The sequence below is a fragment of the Thalassovita aquimarina genome, assembly GCF_018219815.1.
GTDB lineage: Bacteria > Pseudomonadota > Alphaproteobacteria > Rhodobacterales > Rhodobacteraceae > Thalassobius > Thalassobius aquimarinus.
The window spans coordinates 113,896-130,390 of record NZ_JADMKU010000001.1 but is presented as its reverse complement, the minus strand read 5'-3'; the positions used below and the strand labels follow the sequence as shown (position 1 = coordinate 130,390).

Here is a 16,495-nt window from a genome sequence, read left to right as displayed (position 1 = left end):
ACCCCGATCCTTCCTGTTACTCAACTTCTCACTGTTCAAAGCTTGCCAAAGGGAGGAGCGAGCCTAAGCCGCGTTTTCGTTTCCGTCGAAGCTGAAGATGCAAACTCCATCGAACCCTGTCGATTTGAACAGGAAGGTTTTCTTCATCATGTCGACGAACCCGCCGTGCTTCTTCTCAAAATTCTTGAGATCCGCCACGGTGGGAAAGAAGAGGTTTACCGAGATGTCGCCTTCCTTACTGATAAGCACTGTTAGCCCGGACAGACGACATTCAGGGATCGCGTTGCCGAGCGTCTCGGTGACGAACGGTGCTGCGATTTGCGCTGCATCGAGGCTGGGAAATTTAAGATGGTACGTTTTTGACAACATAAGACACGGCCTGCAGTTTGGTTTTACGTCTGCATTGGAAAACGTCCGCGCCCGAAAAAAGTTGACCCCTGTCATTAGAAAAAAATACACCCCTAAGTATGGGGTGGCGCAAATTCGCCTATGTCGGCAAATCGTCAAATCTCCGACGGTCAGCAAAATGCCGCCAAACCGACATATCCAAAGGGTGTTTGAAGGCTATATACTTTCGATATTTTAGTTTTTTCTTTTATTTATTTTCAAACACTTAAAATCATTTCAGCAAATAATTTACCACTTGGTACGGTCCCTGCTTCTTCAAATCCGACAGCAACTCGTAGGAGCGTATCATGGCCAAGGTTTTTATCATCGGACAAGATTTTGACGACGCGGCGGCCCTCGCCGATCTACTGACCCGTCGTCGTATCGACAGCCTGGTGATCGACGGTCTTGGCGCATCGGACAGCAATCCCGGCAAGGGCAACACGCTGGTCTGTAGCGCTGGCGCGGAAAAGGCCGCCGGCGGTCAGTCGGGCCTGGTGGCCGGTGCCCGTCAGCTGGGCGTCAGCCAGCTGATCATCGTGCAACCCGGTGAAGAGTTCGCCACCGCGGCGGAACTCGGCGGTCGGATGCAGCGCGTCACCCTGCCCCTGCGCGGCGAAGCGCGCCCGCCGCTCTACACGCCTTCGCTGCTGGCCCTGGCCGACCTGATCGCCACCCCGCATGGCGGCATGGTGGCCGCGGCCGAAACCACCAGCGCATTGATCGATCTTGCCTCCCGCGTCGCCCAGACCGACGTCACCGTCTTCATCAACGGCCCCACCGGCAGCGGCAAGGAAGTGCTGTCGCGCCTGATCCACGACCGCTCGCCCCGCGCCGGCAAGCCGTTCATCGCCGTCAACTGCGCCGCGATCCCGGAAAACATGCTCGAAGCGATGCTGTTCGGCCATGAAAAGGGCGCCTTCACCGGCGCATCGACCGCCAATCGCGGCATCTTCCGCGCCGCCGACGGCGGCACCCTGCTGCTCGATGAGATCTCGGAAATGCCGCTGAGCCTGCAGGCCAAGCTGCTGCGCGTGCTGCAGGAAAAGAAAGTCACCCCGCTGGGATCGCAGAAAGAGGAAAGCGTCGATATCCGCGTCATCGCGACCTCGAACCGCGACATGCTGGGCGAGGTGCAGGCCGGCAATTTCCGCGAAGACCTGTATTACCGCCTGAACGTGTTCCCGCTGGCGACCCAGTCGCTGGCCACCCGCCCCGATGACGTGCCGGCGCTGGCCGTCGCGATGATCCGCCGCCATGTCGGCGAAACCGCGCCGCTGCCGCTCCTGACCGACGAAGCGATGACGGTGCTGCGCGACTACAACTGGCCGGGCAACGTGCGCGAACTGGAAAACGTGGTGCAGCGCGCGCTGGTGCTGCGCTGCGGCAACAAGGTCTGCGCAAACGACATCATGCTGACCACCCACGCCGCGATGATCCCGGGGATGATCGACCCGGCCGCCATGGCGGCCCGGGCGGCCTGATCGGAGAGCTGAACCATGTCGATTAACGGCCTTTCAGGACAATCCACGCTCGCCGCGCTGACCTCGCGCGGGACGACGCCGGTTCAAGAAAGCAATTCCGCCAACGCCGCCAAGCAGTCGACGTCGTTTTCCGAGCGCCTGGGCGGCGCGCTGGAACAGGTTGCACAGTCGCAGAACAAGGCGGCCGAAGCGGCCAAGGCCTATGAAACCGGCCAAACCGACAACCTCGCCGGCGTCATGGTCGAACAGCAGGTTGCCTCGCTCGGGTTCCAGATGACCCTGAACGTCCGCAACAAGGCGCTGTCCGCCTATCGCGACATCATGAATATGCCGGTTTGACCCTGCGTCGACCCTCAGGCGCGAAAATAGAGAGTTTGCATGGATAGCTCGACCAACCCCATCGCCACGACCGGAGGCAATCCCCTCGCCATCCGTGGCAAGGCCTATCTGGCGCAATTTCAGACGCTCACCCGTCAACCGGCGGTACGCCGTGCCCTGCCCGCGATCATCCTGGTGACCGCGGCGGTTCTCGCTCTGGCGGCCTACGCGCTGCTGAGCCAGCCCAAGCGGCTGACGCTCTATTCCGACCTGCCCGAGGCCGACAAGGCGCGCGCGGTCGAAGTGCTCGGCTCCAACGGCATCGACGCCAAGCTCGATCGGGCCTCCGGCGCGCTCAGCGTGACCGAGGCCGATTACCACCGCGCCCGCATGGTTCTGGCCACCGAAGGCCTCCCGGCGGGCACCCCCGACGGCATGACCACCCTGAGCGACATGCCGATGGGCGCCAGCCGGTCGGTCGAAGCCGCCCGCCTGCGCCGGATGCAGGAACTGGACCTGGCCCGCTCGATCACCGAATTCCAGAACGTGACCAACGCGCGCGTGCATCTGGCGCTACCCGAACAGACCGCCTTCATCCGCGACACCAAGCCGCCGCGCGCTTCAGTCTTCGTTCAGGTCGTGCCGGGCCGCGCGATGGACGAAGGTCAGGTGTCCGCGATCGTCAGCCTCGTGTCGACCTCGGTTCCGGGCATGGCGCGCTCCAACGTCTCGGTGGTCGATCAGAACGGCCGCCTGTTGTCGCATGAAAGCAACGATCCGCTGAGCGAACTGACCGATCAGCAACTGGCCCATCGCAAGCGCATGGAAGACCATTACCGCAAGCGGATCGAAACCCTGCTGAGCCCGATCGTCGGCCCCGGCAACGTCGCCGCCGAGGTGACCGTGGACATGGATTTCACCCGCTCGGAAATCACCAACGAACAATACATGCCCAACGCGTCGGTGATCCGTTCGGAACAAAGCATGGTGCAGTCGTCCACCGGGATGATGGCCAAGGGCATCCCCGGCGCGGTGTCCAACACGCCGCCGCAGGAAGCCCAGCTGAATGCCGACGGCCCCGCCTCGGCGGTCGAAAAGCAGGGCACCGAACAGAACACGACAAGCAATTCGACCCGCAATTACGAAGTCAGCCGCCGCGTCGAAACCACGACCCCCGCGATGGCTCAGATCACCCGCATCCATGCCGCCGTCGTGCTGCGCAGCCCTGCCGGCAAGATGGGCGAGGACGGATCGCTGGTGCCCGGCGAACTGCCCGCCTCGGTCCTGCAGGATGCCAACGCCCTGGTGCGCAGCGCCATTGGCTTCCAGGAAGAACGCGGCGACAGCGTGACGTTGTCCTCGCAACCCTTCGTCAACCCGTTCGAAGAGGTTTCGACACCTTGGTACAAGGAAGCCTGGGTCGGCACCGCAGGCCGTTACCTGGCCCAGATCTTGGTGCTCGCGATCATCGTGCTGGGACTGGTGCGCCCGATCATCGACAAGCTGCTGTTCTCGCCCACCGCGGCGGCCGGAAGCTCCAAGGTGCTGGGCGCGCCGATCGCGGCGCAAAGCGCCAGCGGCATCTCGGGCGACGCGATCGAAGTGGGCCCGGGCGAAACCCTGGCCGAGGTTCGGGCGCGGCTCGACGGGTATGAACCGGTCGGCAACCCCTGGGCGCATGTTTCCTATGACGAGAAACTGACGCTCATCCGCGAACTGACCCGCACCGACAGTGACCGCATCGCCACCGCGTTCAAGGCGATGATCGAAGAAGACAATAACGAGTTGATGTGATCCATGGCCCAAGCCCCCTCCATTGCCGATTTCGGCGGCACCCAGAAAGCCGCCGTGCTGATGATGCTGTTCGGCGAAGAAGCCGCCGCCAACATCCTAAAATTGCTGAGCCCGCAGGAGGTGCAGCAACTTGGCACCGCGATGTATGGCGTGCGCAACGTGGATCATTCGACCGTCAACGAGGTCCTGAACGAATTCCTGCATGAATTGCGGGAACATACCGGGCTTGGCGTCGGGGCGAATGAATACATCAAGGAAGTGCTGACCCAGGCGCTTGGCCAGGACAAGGCGCAATCGGTGCTGGGGCGCATTCCCTCCAACAACAACGACCACCCGATCCAGATCCTGGAATGGATGGATGCCCCGGCGGTTGCCGAACTGATCGTCGACGAACATCCGCAGATCATCGCGCTGATCGTGGCGTCGCTGGACCACGCGGTGGCGGCCGACGTTCTGAAGCTGCTGCCCGAGGAACAACAGCCCGACATCATCAACCGGATTTCCGAACTCAACACCGTGCAGCCCGACGCGCTGCGCAATCTCGAAGATGTGATCCAGCGCAAGTTCCAGACCAACGCCAGCCTGCGCGCATCGCAGATGGGCGGGGTGAAGGCAGCCGCGCGGATCATGAACTTCACCAAGCAGGACATGGAACAGCGCATCCTCAAGATCATCAACAAGGACAACAAGGACCTGGCGGTGGCGCTGCAGGACAACATGTTCGTGTTCGACAACCTGATCAAGTCGAGTGACCGCGCGCTGCAGACCCTGCTGCGCGAAGTCGACAACCGCACCCTTGTCGTCGCCCTGCGCGGCGCCGACGAAGCGCTGCAGGAAAAACTGCTCAGCTGCATGTCGAACCGCGCCGCGGCCAATATCGTCGACGAGATGGAGGCGCTTGGCCCGGTGCGCCTGACCGAGGTTCAGGCGGCCCAGAAGGAAGTCATCGCGGTGGCGCGGCGGATGTCGGACGAAGGCACCATCATGCTGGCCGGCCGCGGCGGCGAGATCATGGTCTGACGAAAGGCGCGCATGATGGGATTCCATTCCGACAGCCCGATCCGGACGCTCGACCTGGACGCCCTGTCTTCGCTGGTGCGCGACAGCCGCGACGGTGCATTCCGGCGACGCGAATTCGCCTCCGTGAAACCCGACCCGATCGCCGATGCGGCATTGCCGCAGCAGGATGCAGCCCCCGCAACGCCTGCCCCCGACCTTGAAGCCGAGCGCGCCAAGGCACACAAGACCGGCTTCACCGAGGGTTTCGCGCAGGGCTATCAGCAGGGACAGGCGGAAGCCGCCGCAGCCGCGCCGGACCCCGCGCCCGAAACCGACCCCGCCATCGCCGCCAGCGCCGAGCAACTGGAAGAAGCGCGCGCGGTCTTCATGGAACTGTCGCGGGCGCTTGTCGATCATACCGAGGCGCATCACACCACGCTGAGACTGGCGATGGAACGCAGCCTGATCACGCTGGCGGGCGAATTGGCCGGCAGCCGGATCGACGCCTTGCCGCAGGCCTTTGCCGCCAAGGTCGAAGACCTGGCGAACCAGATCGGTCAGGCAGTGGAAAGCACCGTGATTTCGCTCAATCCCGACGACCTCGCCGCGATCACGCCCAGCCTTGCGGACAGCGACATGCTGTCGGACTGCACCTTGCAGGCCGATGACCGGCTGTCCCGAGGCGCGGTCGATATCAAATCCGGCCCCAACCGGGTGAAAACGGTGCTGGCCGAAAGCGGTAACGGCGCCCCGCCGGGAGGAGTCGAATGACCGTGCTGCTGGAGCGGCTGGAGCACGATCTGGCCACCCTCACCGACCGCTGCGCGCCGCAGATCAGCGGACAAGTTCTGCGCTATGACGGGTTGGTAGTGGAAAGTTCCGGCTTCCCGGCCAGCCCCGGCGACCTATGCCAGATCTTCCCGCGTCAGGCGGCACCGGGCAGCGATCCGATAGAAGCCGAGGTGATCGGCTTTTCCAACGGCAAGAACCTTCTGTTCCTTGATACTTCCGGAGCGCAGATCACGCTGGGCGATCCGATCGTGTTGCGCCGCGCCGGGCGGATGTGTGACGTCGGCGACGAACTTCTGGGCCGGGTGATCGATGCCAGCGGCGCGCCGCTGGACGGCCGCCCTGCCCCGCGTCCATCGGACCGCTGGCCGCTGGCGGGCAAACCGCTGAACCCGCTGGCGCGCACCCCGGTGCGCGACGTGCTGGACGTCGGCGTGCGCATCCTGAATTCCGCCATGACCATCGGCCGCGGTCAGCGCGTCGGCATCATGGCTGGGTCGGGCGTCGGCAAATCGGTGCTGATCGAGATGATGACCCACAACACCACGGCGGATGTGATCGTGGTCGGGCTGATCGGCGAACGCGCCCGCGAAGTGGGCGATTTCGTGTCCCGAGTGATGACCGGCGAGGCGGCACAGCGGATCTGCGTCGTCGCGGTGCCCGCCGACCGGTCGCCGCTCTTGCGGCTGCGCGCCGCCAACCGCACCACCGCCATCGCCGAATATTTCCGCGATCAGGGCAAGGACGTGCTGATGATCATGGATTCACTGACCCGCGTCGCCCATGCCAAGCGCGAAGCGGGCCTGGCGCTTGGCGAACAGCCCACCGCCAAGGGCTATACGCCCTCCGTCATCTCGCTGATCCCGGCGCTGATCGAACGTTGCGGGCCGGGCCTGCCCGGTCAGGGCACGATCACCGCGCTCTACACCGTTCTGGCCGATGGCGACGACACCACCAACGACCCCGTCGTCGACAGCGCCCGCGCCATCCTTGACGGGCACATGGTTCTGTCACGCTCGCAGGCGCAGCGCGGCATTTACCCCGCCATCGACCTGCCCGCCTCGATCAGCCGGGTGATGAACGACATCGTCAGCCCCGAACACGTGGCGGCAAGCCAGCGGCTGCGGCGGATGATTTCACTCTACATGGACAATCGCGACCTGATGCTGATGGGCGGTTACAGCGCCGGACAGGACAAGGATCTGGATCAGGCCATTGCGCTGTGGCCGAAGATCGAAGCCTTCATCTGCCAGCTGAAAAGCGAAAAGGTGACCTTCGAGCAAAGCCAACAGCAATTGTTCGACCTTCTGGGGAACTTGAATGAGCAAGCATAAGGGCGATCTTCTGCGCATGATGGCCAAGGCCGAAACGATCAAGCAGGCCGAACTGGCGCGCAAGCTGCGCCAGGTGCAGGACGAAACCGACCGGATCGCGGCGCAGGCTGGATCGCTGGAACGGCTGCTGGATGAACATCGCATCGCCACCCCCAATTCGCAGACCACCGCGCAGCTGGCAAACACGCTCAGGGTCGGGCAGCAGTTGGAAAGCCACCGCCGGTCGCTTTCGATGCAGATGAAGCAATCCGAACACCGTCTGAACCGTGCGCGCACCGCGCTGGCGCAGTCCGGCCACAAGCTGGAAATCCTCACCGACAAGGCCCGGATCGCGGATCAGCAGACGGAAAACGAATGAGCCCGGCGGGCTGGCACGAAACCTGCATCGCAACCACAGAACAAACCGAAAGCTCCATGGAATAACCATGCCGCAAACCGTTACGCCTGCCTCCGCTGCCGGGGCGCCCTCCATCTTCCCGGCCAATCTGTCCGGTATCGTGGCCCGCGACCGCGAAGGGTCCGCCGATTTTGCAGAGCTGCTGCAAGGATCGCGGAAGTCCGCTGCCGCTCCCGGCGGCCAGCCAACCGATGGCGAAGCCGCTGCCAATGGCGAAACCTCTGCCAGTGTCGAAACCGATGCCGAAGGCGAAACCCCTGTCGATGGGGAAACCGGCCTGCCCGAAGACGGCACCGCACTGCTACCGCTGGCCGTCCTGTCCGGCGAAGCCGGTGACAAGGCCGGCCTGCCCAGCACCATCGATCGGCTGAAGCTGACTGAATCATCCCCGGCCGCGTCGAATCCAGGGGCAGGGCCTGCGCCGGATGCGGTCGCGGCGGCGATTGCGGGCGAAGCCCAGGGCACGTCCGAAACCGTCCTGTCGGCCGCGCCTTCGGTCGCAGGCAAGGCGCGCGCGGATATCGTCCTTGGTGCGGTTCCCGAAACCGATGCCCCGGCACCCGCCTCTGTGGCCCGGACCGGCGAAGCCGGCACGGCCGTTGGCACGGTTCAAGGCGATGCCGCCAAGTCCATTGAAACCTCTACGCCCCTGGATACCGCGCAGGCGGCCCTTGTCAGCAAGGCCACCGTGCAACGGGTCGGGATGGAAGAGAACGCCGGCAAAGGGTCCGCGACGACCATTGATGCGGCCGCCATGGCCGCGCAGTCCCCCTCGCAAGCCGCTGGCAAAGGCGCGAGCGAGCTTGCAAGGCAGCTTGCCCCGGGTCAGCAGGTCAAGCCTTCGATCGCCGAGGACGCGGGCGACGCCCCCGGCGCTGCCATCGCGACCGCGGCGCGGCTGGCCAATGGCAGCCTTGACGAAGCCGCCGCGAATGACACCGCTGTGACGGATGAAACCGCTGCTGCCTCCCACCAGTCGGTCAAGACTGCCGTTCAGGCCGCGCTTGCCGATGCGGGAAGGGGCCGGACCGCGGCGGTGACAGCACAATTAGATACCCCGGCGGCGCAAACGCCCCCGGCATCGGACCAGACCGCCCGCGGTTCGGACAGTGCCGACCCCGTCCTCGACGGCATGACCAACGAGGCGCTGGCCCTCGACACGACCGCCCCCGAGGCCGAGATGATGTTAAAGACCATGGCCACGCACGCGATCACGGCGGCCGCCGCCGCGCAACAGGCGGAGGCCCAGGCCTCGGCCAGCGCGCCGCAATCGGGTGTGGTGACCGTGCAGGCCGGAGAAATGGGTGAAACCGTGGCCACTGCGGCCCCGACCGCGTCGAATGCGGCCCCTGCCCGCACCCTTCAGATGGTTGATCCGGGCTGGCCAACGAACCTGACCTCGATGATCCGCGCGGCGCAGGAACTGGGCCAGAGCGAAATCGAAATCGCGTTGCAGCCCGAAAAGCTGGGCAAGATGACGATCAGGCTCGACATGCGCGACAGCAGCAACGTGGCGGTCAACATCGTCACTGAATCCGACGCTGCGGCGCGGATGCTGAACGACAACCAATCGCGTCTGGCCGAGATGATGCAGAAGGCAGGTTTCGACCTGACGCAGCACCAGGCGAGCAGCGATCAGGGTTTCCAGGGGCAGAACCCGCATGGCGGACAGGCGGGCCGGGAAACCCACTCGGAAACGGCAATGCAGCAAAATTTGTCCGAAGACGGCATTTCGGCACAATCCATGCAAGCAGGCCCCGACACGGGCATTGATATAATCGCCTAAGGTAAATGGTAATGGCTAATGCGACGTTTGATGGATCGACAAGACGTGGAGGCGGTTTCTTGAAAGCTCTGTTCCTATTCATTTTGGGATGCGGTTTGGCTGCGGGCGGTTTTTTTGCCGGCCAGTACGTCACCCGGACGACGATGAGCCCGGCAGACGAGGTTCTGCGCCTGATCGAAGAAACCGGCCCGGACGGCACCTATGCGCGCGAAGAGGAACCGCAGAGGGTCCCGCGCGAACTGCCCGACGCGCCGCTTTTCGTGACCCAGTATTACGAATTCCCCGATCCGCTGACCACCAACCTGAAAGGATCGACCCGTTTCCTGCAGCTGGGAATCGGGCTGGCGACACAATACGATCAGGCCGTGCTCGGCAATGTGCAAACCCATGAAATGGCTCTGCGTTCGGACATGCTGGCGGTTCTGAGCACCTTCACCGAGGAAGATGTCGAAGGCACCGAAGGACGCGAAGCCCTGTCCGTTGCGCTGCGCGACGCCATCAACCACCGGCTGGAGCAACTTGAAGGGTTCGGCGGCATAGAAAGCGTGTTTTTCCCAGTATTCGTGATGCAGTGAGGCGCCCGGATGTCCACCACTCATAAGCTTTCCACTGGCGAAACCACGCATAAGCTTTCCACCGGGGAACTTGCCAAGCTCGTCGGCGGCCTGATGGATCTCGACGCGGCCGAGGACGAATACCGCGACGGAGAGATATCCTACAAACCGTACCAGTTCGGCGATAACAACCTGTCGCTGATGGGCGACTATTACGGGCTGCGGATGATCAATGAACGGTTCTGCCGCCTGGCCCGCTCGGTCTTCCTGCCGATGCTGAGGCTGCAGCCACGGATTTCCTCTTTTCCGCCGGAAGTGAAGACCTTTGCCGATTACTGCGACGAGGTCGAGAACTTTGTCAGCCTCACCACCAGCCGGGTCGAAGCGCTGCGCGGCAGCCAGATGATGGTGATCCCGCGCGATTTCGTGTCGATGCTGACCGACGCCTATTACGGTGGTTCGATCCGCAACACGCCCCCGAACAACAGGACGGAATTCACCCCGACGGAACAGCGGGTGATCGAACTGGTTTCGGACGGTCTCAACACGTCGATGGCGATGGCGTGGCGCGACCTGATGCCGATCGCGTTCGAGGTGCAGAACCGCGAGGAAAACCTCAGTTTCGCGAGCTTCGCCGACGCCGATGACATGGTGGTGAACTGTTCCTTCATGGTGCAGCTTCCCGATGCCGACCCGGCGAATTTCGACATCATCTATCCGCTGCAGACGCTGAAACCGATCGCCGGCCAGCTGCGGTCGCGGATGCATTCCGACCTGCTGGAAGAAGACCTCAGCTGGCGCGAGAAACTGGAACGCGCGGTGCTGAACGTGCCGCTGAGCATCACCGCCGTTCTGGCCGAACCCTCAGTCCCGCTCGGCCGCGTCGGCAATGTCACGCCGGGCCAGGTGGTGCCGGTTCAGATGACCCCTGCCCCGCGTTTGCTGGTCGAAGGCCTACCGATGTTCGAAGCCGATCTCGGCGAAGCCTCGGGCAAATCCGCCCTGAACCTGACCCGCCGTATTGCAGACTAATCCGGACCTCTAATTCGAAAGGACCACAGTCATGACCGATGAGACCTCCGTTCAAGACCCCGCCGCTCCCGTCACCACGGCGCCGCCGACATCGGAAGAAGCCAGCCAGCTGCTGAGCGGGCTTGGCGTTCTGGAAACGGTCAAGGTACGACTGACCGTCGAGGTGGGCCGGACCGAGATCACCATCCAGGATTTGCTGAAGCTGAACGAAGGGTCCGTTGTTGAACTGGACCGGCTGGCCGGAGACCCGCTGGACATCCAGATCAACGGCACCACCATCGCCAAGGGCGAGGTCGTCGTCGTGGGCGAACGCTTCGGCATCCGTTTCGGCGATATCGTCGATCCCAAGGACCGGATGCAGATCTGAGGCTTCGCCCCGTTTCCAATATTTTCCGTAACGCGCCACTTTGGCATGAAACCTGCCCCTGAACGGTCAGTATAGCCGTTTAGGAGAGGCGTGTTATGGTTACCGATGTCCTGCAATTCGACCAGATTTTTAAGGTCGGCGGGTTCCTGGCCGTTCTGGTTGCGGCACTTTTTCTGGTTCAGGCCAATCGTTCGAAACTGTCCGGCCGCATCGCCAAGGGCCGCCGGATGCAACTGTCAGAGGTCACGGCGCTTGGTCCTGACACCCGCGCGATGCTGCTCGCCGTGGACGGGACTGAATTCCTGGTGGTCACCACCAAGCGTCAGCAGCCGGTGATCACCGAACTGGCGCCCGCCCCTGCGAAACCCGCGGTCGCGCAGGTGGCGGCATGAAGCGCCTGATCCCGCTGCTCCTGATCCTTGGACTTGGCGCCGGCCCGGCGCTGTCGCAGGGGCTGCCGGCGCTGGAAATCACCGTCCCCGACGGTGGCACCCAGACGCAATATTCCTTGTCGCTGCAGATCCTGGCGCTGATGACGGCGCTGACCGTGCTGCCCTCGATCGTGCTGGGGATGAGCGCCTTCACCCGGATCATCATCGTGCTGTCGATCCTGCGCCAGGCACTTGGCACCCAGCAGACGCCGCCGAACCAGGTGCTGATCGCGATTGCACTGTTCCTGAGCTTCTTCGTGATGCAACCGGTGCTCACCCAGGTCTATGACAGCGCCATCGCACCCTATCTGGACGGTCAGTTGCCCCCCCTTGAGGCGCTGGAACGGGGGCGCGAACTGATCAGCGGGTTCCTGGTCGAAAACACCCGCAAGAACGATCTGATGATGTTCGCCGATCTTGCCGGTGACGGGCCTTACGAAAGCGAAGTCGACGTGCCGCTGTCGGTCATGCTGCCCGCCTTCATCACCTCGGAACTGAAAACCGCGTTCCAGATCGGATTCCTGCTATTCCTGCCCTTCCTGGTGATCGACATGGTGATCGCCTCGATCCTGATGTCGCTGGGCATGATGATGCTGTCGCCGATGCTGGTGTCGCTGCCGTTCAAGCTGCTTCTGTTCGTTCTGGTCGATGGCTGGGCGCTGACCATGGGATCGCTGGTCAACAGTTTCGCCAGCGGCGTCGGAGGATAGGCGATGGATTTCGACGCGAATATCGAACAGCTGAAACTGGCCTACTGGCACATCCTGATGACCGCCGGACCGGTTCTGGCCATCGCGCTGGCCGTCGGGCTCGTGGTCGGCATCATCCAGGCCGCCACTTCGATCAACGAAGCGACGCTCAGCTTCGTTCCGAAACTGGCCATCGTGCTGCTGACGATGGCGCTGGCCTCGGGATTCATGCTGACAACGCTCAGCGATTACTTCGTCCATGTCTTCGACATGATCGCGGGGCTGCACTGATCCGTGGACGTGTTCATTTCATATGATTCCGGCGTACCTGGCGTCGAGATGGGCAAGGCGGTCGAGATGTCGGTGCTCTATCTCTTCGCGATGCTGCGGATCGGCGGTTTCATCATCGCCGCGCCGGTCTTCGGCGCCCGCTTCATCCCGCTGCAGGTGCGGATCGTGACCTCGGTCATCCTGACCCTCCCGGTGATGAGCTATGCCGAACTGCCCGATGTGGAAGCCCTGCTGAACACCTCCGCGGTGGGCTTGATCCTGGGGGAATTGGCGATCGGGGTGTCGGCCGGGCTGTTGCTCATGATCTTCTTTTCGGCGGCGGTGATGGCGGGCGACCGGATCGCCGCCACCGCCGGTCTGGGTTTCGCCGCGCAGGTGGACCCGGCGTCGGGCGCGCAGGCCCCGGTGGTCGGGCAATTGTTCAGCCTTGCACTGATGGTCTTCTTCGTCGCCTCCGACAGCCACCTAGTGGCGCTGCGCGTCATTCTCGACAGCTATATCTACATTCCGCCCGGCAGCGTTTTCGACACCGGCATCCTGATCCAGTCGGGCATCGCCGCGGCGGGCGAGATGTTCGCCTTTGCCGCACGGCTGATGATGCCGGTGGTGACGGTGCTGCTGCTGGTCAACATGGGCATCGGCGTGATCACCCGCTCGGCCCCGCAGCTCAACATCTTTTCCTTCGGCTTTCCGCTGACAATGACGGTGACCATCGTGCTGCTCTATCTCGGGGCGCCGGTCATGGCGACGGCGATGGACCGGCTGATCGAGGCGTCGGTCGATGCCCTGATGCAGATGATGACGGAGGCCGCCAATGGCTGAGAGCGACGACGGCCAGGAAAAGACAGAGGAACCGACGCCGAAAAAGAAACAGGACGCGAAGGAAGACGGCAAGGTCATCACCTCGAAGGAAATGTTCGTTTTCGCCTCGATGCTGGGGGCGATCGTGATCCTGATGGCGGCCGGTCTCTACGGGCCGTCAATGGCCACCGCCTGGAGCACGTTCTTCCGCTTTGGATCGGCCGAGACGCTTGATTCCCTGATGCTGGTCCGGCTGCTGGAGGGCATGAAATATATCGGGATCATCTCTCTGGTCGTCGGCACGCCGCTGCTGATCGCGACGCTTGCCATCCAGGCGGCGATGGGCGGGCTGATCTTTTCCGGCAAGAACATGCAGCCGAAGCTGGAAAAGTTCAACATCCTCAAGGGTGTCGCAAAGATGGTGTCGATGAAGGCGCTGGTAGAACTGGGCAAGGCGTTGCTCAAGGTCTTCCTGCTCGGCGGGCTGGCCGGGGTGATCCTGTGGCAATGGTTGCCGGTGCTCGACACCACCGCCTTCATGACCGTCGGCGAAGGGTTGTCGACCCTTTCGCGGGTCACCTACCGGGTGCTCAGTGCCTTGGTTCTCGGGCTGGCGGTGATCGGTGCGATCGACCTGTTCTGGCAGGCCTACAGCATGAACAAGAACCTGAAGATGACCAAGCAGGAAATCAAGGACGAGTCGAAACAGACCGAGGGCTCGCCCGAGGTCAAGGGCGCGATCCGCCGCCGGCAGATGGAAGCCTCGCAACAGGGGGCGGCGCGGCGCGCAGCGCTCGAAAACGTGCTTGATGCCAACGCGGTGATCACCAACCCGAAACATTTCTCGGTCGCGCTGCGCTACGTGCCGGGCGAAACGAGGGCCCCGGTGGTTCTGGCGCTCGGCGAAGGGGCGATGGCGTTCCAGATCCGCGAACGCGCCATCGAGCACAACGTGCGCATCCTCGAGGCCCCGCCGCTGGCCCGGGCGATCTACTTCACCAGCGATCTGGGCAGCGAAATCCACCCCGCTCTCTATGCGGCGGTGGCAACGCTCCTGGCCCACATCTATCAGCTCGATCAGGGCGGCACCGCCGATTTGCCCGATATCGATCTGCCGCAGGATTTCCGCTTCGACGAAAATGGCATAAATGCTGCATGAGTACCGCAAAGGAGACCGAAACGATGAGCGACAAGCGTAACGGATCTGTCGGACAGATGATATCCACCCTGTGTTTTCTGGGGGTCGGTCTGTGGCTAATTGCCGAAGCCGCGATGACGGAAGGAAATCCGCTCCGGGTGTTCGTGCTGCTCTGCTGCGCCATCCTCAGCCTGTTGGGCGCCCTGCGCTTTCAGATCGCGATGATGGCCCATTGGTTTCGTCCGACCTGACGAAGGCCACGTAAACCCCGACGAAACCGGCAACGACCACGAAACACCCCCCTGACACGCGAAACAGGGCGTGCCAGCGGCACACCCTGTTTACGTGAGAAAGAACGAGAGAGAGTTGTACATTGGCGGGATGCGTTGAAACAAACCCGCCCGCGTACATCAGGAGAGGTTCTGGGCCACCGTGGGGACGAACCAGAACCAGAACAATGCGCCGCTGGTAAGGAAAGGAAGCATCCACCATCCAGAGCTCAGCGAGAGTTCCTTCTTCTGGGGGGAAGAGGGAACGGGGACGAGAGTGCTGTCAGCCAAATCGGAGGGCTGGAACTGGAATGACATCGTAGCTTCCCTTTCTGGTATCCTCATCGCGTAGCATTTGTTCTGCGGCGGTTTTTGATCGCCTAGCACCATATTTGCACCACACCCTTTCTGTTTCCATGTCACTTAGGGACAATCACAACGCGCAAATTGCGGGGCATTTGCACGAAAGTATGTATGGCAGCGGCGGCATGATCTGCCTATGCGGGAAATCCCGTAAGCCGTGATCTACCTGCGCGGTACCTCGGCGATACCAAGGCGCGGAGATCAGCAGATTCTCGGCAATTGTTCGCCGACCAGCATGTCGACAATGCGCAGCCCCCCGAAAGCGCTGCGCATGCTGACGCGCCCGGCTTCGCCCGGAACGACCCTGCCGATCGCCACCGCGCCCTGCCCCGCCTCGGTCGCCCGCATCGCGGCCAACGCCGCCGCAACCTCGTGTTCCGGCACGAACAGGACCAGCGTTCCCTCATTGGCAAGGTACAACGGATCAAGCCCGAGGATTTCGCACAGCCCCCTGACCTCAGCCCTGAGCGGCAGCGCGGCTTCGTCGATCTCGATGGCGACCCCCGCCGCCGCCGCCATTTCGTTCAGCACCGCGGCCACCCCGCCCCGCGTCGCATCCCGCGCCGCGCGCAGGCCCGGCGCCACGGCAAGAACCGCCTCCATCAGATGCCCCAATCCCTGACAATCCGAAGCGATCTCCGCGCTCAGCGCCATCTCGCCCCGCGCGGCCATGATCGCCGCCCCGTGATCGCCCAGAACACCGTTGACGATCGCCACATCCCCGGGGCGGATGTTTGCCGCCTGCAAGTCGCGCCCCGGCGGGATCACCCCTATCCCGGACGTGGTGATGAACAGCTTGTCGGCCATGCCGCGGCCGACCACCTTGGTATCGCCGGTCACGATCCGCACCCCGGCCTTTTCCGCTTCCGCCGCCATCGACGCGACCACCCGGCGCAGCAGGGCCAGGTCCAGCCCTTCCTCGATGATGAACCCCGCCGACAGCCACAGCGGCCGCGCCCCGCCCACCGCCAGATCGTTCACCGTGCCGCACACCGCCAGCGTGCCGATATCGCCGCCGGGAAATTCCAGCGGATCGACCACGAAACCATCGGTGGTGAAGGCCAGCCGCGCCCCCGGATCGGCCAGCGCCGCCGCCTGCAGCCGCGCCTGATCCTCCATCCCGTCCGGACGAAAGACGGAAGTGAACACCTCCTCGATCAGATCCCGCATCGCCTTGCCGCCGCCGCCATGGGCCAGCGTCACCTTCTCGTCCTTCAATGCCATCGCGTCTTCTTCTGTTTAAAAAATATCCCGGGGGTCGCCCTCGGGCGA

The 16,495-nt window shown here is 63.2% G+C and carries 20 protein-coding genes; 17 read left to right on the top strand and 3 right to left on the bottom strand.

Annotated elements, in window-relative coordinates; genetic code table 11:
* Positions 1–63 precede the first annotated feature (63 nt).
* Positions 64–369: a hypothetical protein gene (locus IT775_RS00650; protein ID WP_160971421.1), complete on the bottom strand. Its 306-nt coding sequence runs from the start codon at positions 367–369 to the stop codon at positions 64–66.
* 326 nt (positions 370–695) lie between these two features.
* Between IT775_RS00650 and IT775_RS00645 the strand changes: the two genes are divergently transcribed.
* From IT775_RS00645 to IT775_RS00565, 17 genes are all read left to right on the top strand, one after another.
* Complete coding sequence (locus IT775_RS00645) at positions 696–1,871, top strand: sigma 54-interacting transcriptional regulator (RefSeq protein WP_212699138.1); 1,176 nt, start codon at positions 696–698, stop codon at positions 1,869–1,871.
* A 15-nt stretch (positions 1,872–1,886) separates the two neighbouring features.
* Complete coding sequence (gene fliE / locus IT775_RS00640; RefSeq protein ID WP_212699137.1) at positions 1,887–2,210, top strand: flagellar hook-basal body complex protein FliE; 324 nt, start codon at positions 1,887–1,889, stop codon at positions 2,208–2,210.
* A 39-nt stretch (positions 2,211–2,249) separates the two neighbouring features.
* Positions 2,250–3,983: a flagellar basal-body MS-ring/collar protein FliF gene (gene fliF / locus IT775_RS00635; protein ID WP_212699136.1), complete on the top strand. Its 1,734-nt coding sequence runs from the start codon at positions 2,250–2,252 to the stop codon at positions 3,981–3,983.
* A gap of 3 nt (positions 3,984–3,986) precedes the next feature.
* Positions 3,987–5,003: a flagellar motor switch protein FliG gene (gene fliG, locus IT775_RS00630; RefSeq protein ID WP_212699135.1), complete on the top strand. Its 1,017-nt coding sequence runs from the start codon at positions 3,987–3,989 to the stop codon at positions 5,001–5,003.
* Between the two features lie 15 nt (positions 5,004–5,018).
* Positions 5,019–5,753: a FliH/SctL family protein gene (locus IT775_RS00625; RefSeq protein ID WP_212699134.1), complete on the top strand. Its 735-nt coding sequence runs from the start codon at positions 5,019–5,021 to the stop codon at positions 5,751–5,753.
* Complete coding sequence (locus IT775_RS00620; protein ID WP_212699133.1) at positions 5,750–7,105, top strand: FliI/YscN family ATPase; 1,356 nt, start codon at positions 5,750–5,752, stop codon at positions 7,103–7,105. The genes IT775_RS00625 and IT775_RS00620 overlap by 4 nt, the downstream gene beginning before the upstream one ends.
* Positions 7,092–7,463 carry a hypothetical protein gene (locus IT775_RS00615; protein WP_212699132.1) on the top strand — a complete coding sequence of 124 codons (372 nt, stop codon included), beginning with the start codon at positions 7,092–7,094 and terminating at the stop codon, positions 7,461–7,463. Before IT775_RS00620 ends, IT775_RS00615 begins: the two co-directional genes overlap by 14 nt.
* Positions 7,464–7,530: 67 nt before the next feature.
* On the top strand, positions 7,531–9,288 hold the full coding sequence (locus IT775_RS00610; RefSeq protein WP_212699131.1) for a flagellar hook-length control protein FliK: 1,758 nt from the start codon (positions 7,531–7,533) through the stop codon (positions 9,286–9,288).
* 143 nt (positions 9,289–9,431) lie between these two features.
* A complete protein-coding gene (locus IT775_RS00605; protein ID WP_246525186.1) occupies positions 9,432–9,863 on the top strand; it encodes a flagellar basal body-associated FliL family protein in 432 nt (143 codons plus the stop codon).
* Positions 9,864–9,872: 9 nt separating this feature from the next.
* Entirely contained in the window at positions 9,873–10,874 is a 1,002-nt protein-coding gene (fliM, locus tag IT775_RS00600) for a flagellar motor switch protein FliM (protein WP_212699129.1), read from the top strand.
* Positions 10,875–10,905: 31 nt separating this feature from the next.
* The gene (fliN, locus tag IT775_RS00595) at positions 10,906–11,241 is read left to right on the top strand and encodes a flagellar motor switch protein FliN (RefSeq protein ID WP_212699128.1); all 336 of its coding nucleotides are present in this window, start codon (positions 10,906–10,908) and stop codon (positions 11,239–11,241) included.
* 95 nt (positions 11,242–11,336) lie between these two features.
* On the top strand, positions 11,337–11,633 hold the full coding sequence (locus IT775_RS00590) for a flagellar biosynthetic protein FliO (protein WP_212699127.1): 297 nt from the start codon (positions 11,337–11,339) through the stop codon (positions 11,631–11,633).
* A complete protein-coding gene (gene fliP / locus IT775_RS00585) occupies positions 11,630–12,382 on the top strand; it encodes a flagellar type III secretion system pore protein FliP (protein ID WP_212699126.1) in 753 nt (250 codons plus the stop codon). The genes IT775_RS00590 and fliP overlap by 4 nt, the downstream gene beginning before the upstream one ends.
* Positions 12,383–12,385: 3 nt before the next feature.
* A complete protein-coding gene (fliQ, locus tag IT775_RS00580; protein ID WP_212699125.1) occupies positions 12,386–12,652 on the top strand; it encodes a flagellar biosynthesis protein FliQ in 267 nt (88 codons plus the stop codon).
* Between the two features lie 9 nt (positions 12,653–12,661).
* Positions 12,662–13,474, top strand: coding sequence for a flagellar biosynthetic protein FliR (gene fliR, locus IT775_RS00575; RefSeq protein ID WP_343231090.1), 813 nt, complete (start codon positions 12,662–12,664; stop codon positions 13,472–13,474).
* The gene (gene flhB / locus IT775_RS00570) at positions 13,467–14,612 is read left to right on the top strand and encodes a flagellar biosynthesis protein FlhB (protein WP_212699124.1); all 1,146 of its coding nucleotides are present in this window, start codon (positions 13,467–13,469) and stop codon (positions 14,610–14,612) included. The genes fliR and flhB overlap by 8 nt, the downstream gene beginning before the upstream one ends.
* The gene (locus IT775_RS00565) at positions 14,609–14,842 is read left to right on the top strand and encodes a hypothetical protein (RefSeq protein WP_212699123.1); all 234 of its coding nucleotides are present in this window, start codon (positions 14,609–14,611) and stop codon (positions 14,840–14,842) included. The genes flhB and IT775_RS00565 overlap by 4 nt, the downstream gene beginning before the upstream one ends.
* Positions 14,843–15,001: 159 nt before the next feature.
* Here IT775_RS00565 and IT775_RS00560 read toward each other — a convergent pair whose 3' ends face one another.
* A complete protein-coding gene (locus IT775_RS00560) occupies positions 15,002–15,178 on the bottom strand; it encodes a hypothetical protein (RefSeq protein ID WP_212699122.1) in 177 nt (58 codons plus the stop codon).
* Positions 15,179–15,424: 246 nt separating this feature from the next.
* Complete coding sequence (gene hypE / locus IT775_RS00555; RefSeq protein ID WP_212699121.1) at positions 15,425–16,447, bottom strand: hydrogenase expression/formation protein HypE; 1,023 nt, start codon at positions 16,445–16,447, stop codon at positions 15,425–15,427.
* Positions 16,448–16,495: the final 48 nt, after the last annotated feature.

Coding starts and splice junctions, on each gene's coding strand:
- IT775_RS00650 (WP_160971421.1), bottom strand. CDS start 369: ATGTTGTCAAAAACGTACCATCTTAAATTTCCCAGCCTCGATGCAGCG.
- IT775_RS00645 (WP_212699138.1), top strand. CDS start 696: ATGGCCAAGGTTTTTATCATCGGACAAGATTTTGACGACGCGGCGGCC.
- fliE (WP_212699137.1), top strand. CDS start 1,887: ATGTCGATTAACGGCCTTTCAGGACAATCCACGCTCGCCGCGCTGACC.
- fliF (WP_212699136.1), top strand. CDS start 2,250: ATGGATAGCTCGACCAACCCCATCGCCACGACCGGAGGCAATCCCCTC.
- fliG (WP_212699135.1), top strand. CDS start 3,987: ATGGCCCAAGCCCCCTCCATTGCCGATTTCGGCGGCACCCAGAAAGCC.
- IT775_RS00625 (WP_212699134.1), top strand. CDS start 5,019: ATGGGATTCCATTCCGACAGCCCGATCCGGACGCTCGACCTGGACGCC.
- IT775_RS00620 (WP_212699133.1), top strand. CDS start 5,750: ATGACCGTGCTGCTGGAGCGGCTGGAGCACGATCTGGCCACCCTCACC.
- IT775_RS00615 (WP_212699132.1), top strand. CDS start 7,092: ATGAGCAAGCATAAGGGCGATCTTCTGCGCATGATGGCCAAGGCCGAA.
- IT775_RS00610 (WP_212699131.1), top strand. CDS start 7,531: ATGCCGCAAACCGTTACGCCTGCCTCCGCTGCCGGGGCGCCCTCCATC.
- IT775_RS00605 (WP_246525186.1), top strand. CDS start 9,432: ATGAGCCCGGCAGACGAGGTTCTGCGCCTGATCGAAGAAACCGGCCCG.
- fliM (WP_212699129.1), top strand. CDS start 9,873: ATGTCCACCACTCATAAGCTTTCCACTGGCGAAACCACGCATAAGCTT.
- fliN (WP_212699128.1), top strand. CDS start 10,906: ATGACCGATGAGACCTCCGTTCAAGACCCCGCCGCTCCCGTCACCACG.
- IT775_RS00590 (WP_212699127.1), top strand. CDS start 11,337: ATGGTTACCGATGTCCTGCAATTCGACCAGATTTTTAAGGTCGGCGGG.
- fliP (WP_212699126.1), top strand. CDS start 11,630: ATGAAGCGCCTGATCCCGCTGCTCCTGATCCTTGGACTTGGCGCCGGC.
- fliQ (WP_212699125.1), top strand. CDS start 12,386: ATGGATTTCGACGCGAATATCGAACAGCTGAAACTGGCCTACTGGCAC.
- flhB (WP_212699124.1), top strand. CDS start 13,467: ATGGCTGAGAGCGACGACGGCCAGGAAAAGACAGAGGAACCGACGCCG.
- IT775_RS00565 (WP_212699123.1), top strand. CDS start 14,609: ATGAGTACCGCAAAGGAGACCGAAACGATGAGCGACAAGCGTAACGGA.
- IT775_RS00560 (WP_212699122.1), bottom strand. CDS start 15,178: ATGTCATTCCAGTTCCAGCCCTCCGATTTGGCTGACAGCACTCTCGTC.
- hypE (WP_212699121.1), bottom strand. CDS start 16,447: ATGGCATTGAAGGACGAGAAGGTGACGCTGGCCCATGGCGGCGGCGGC.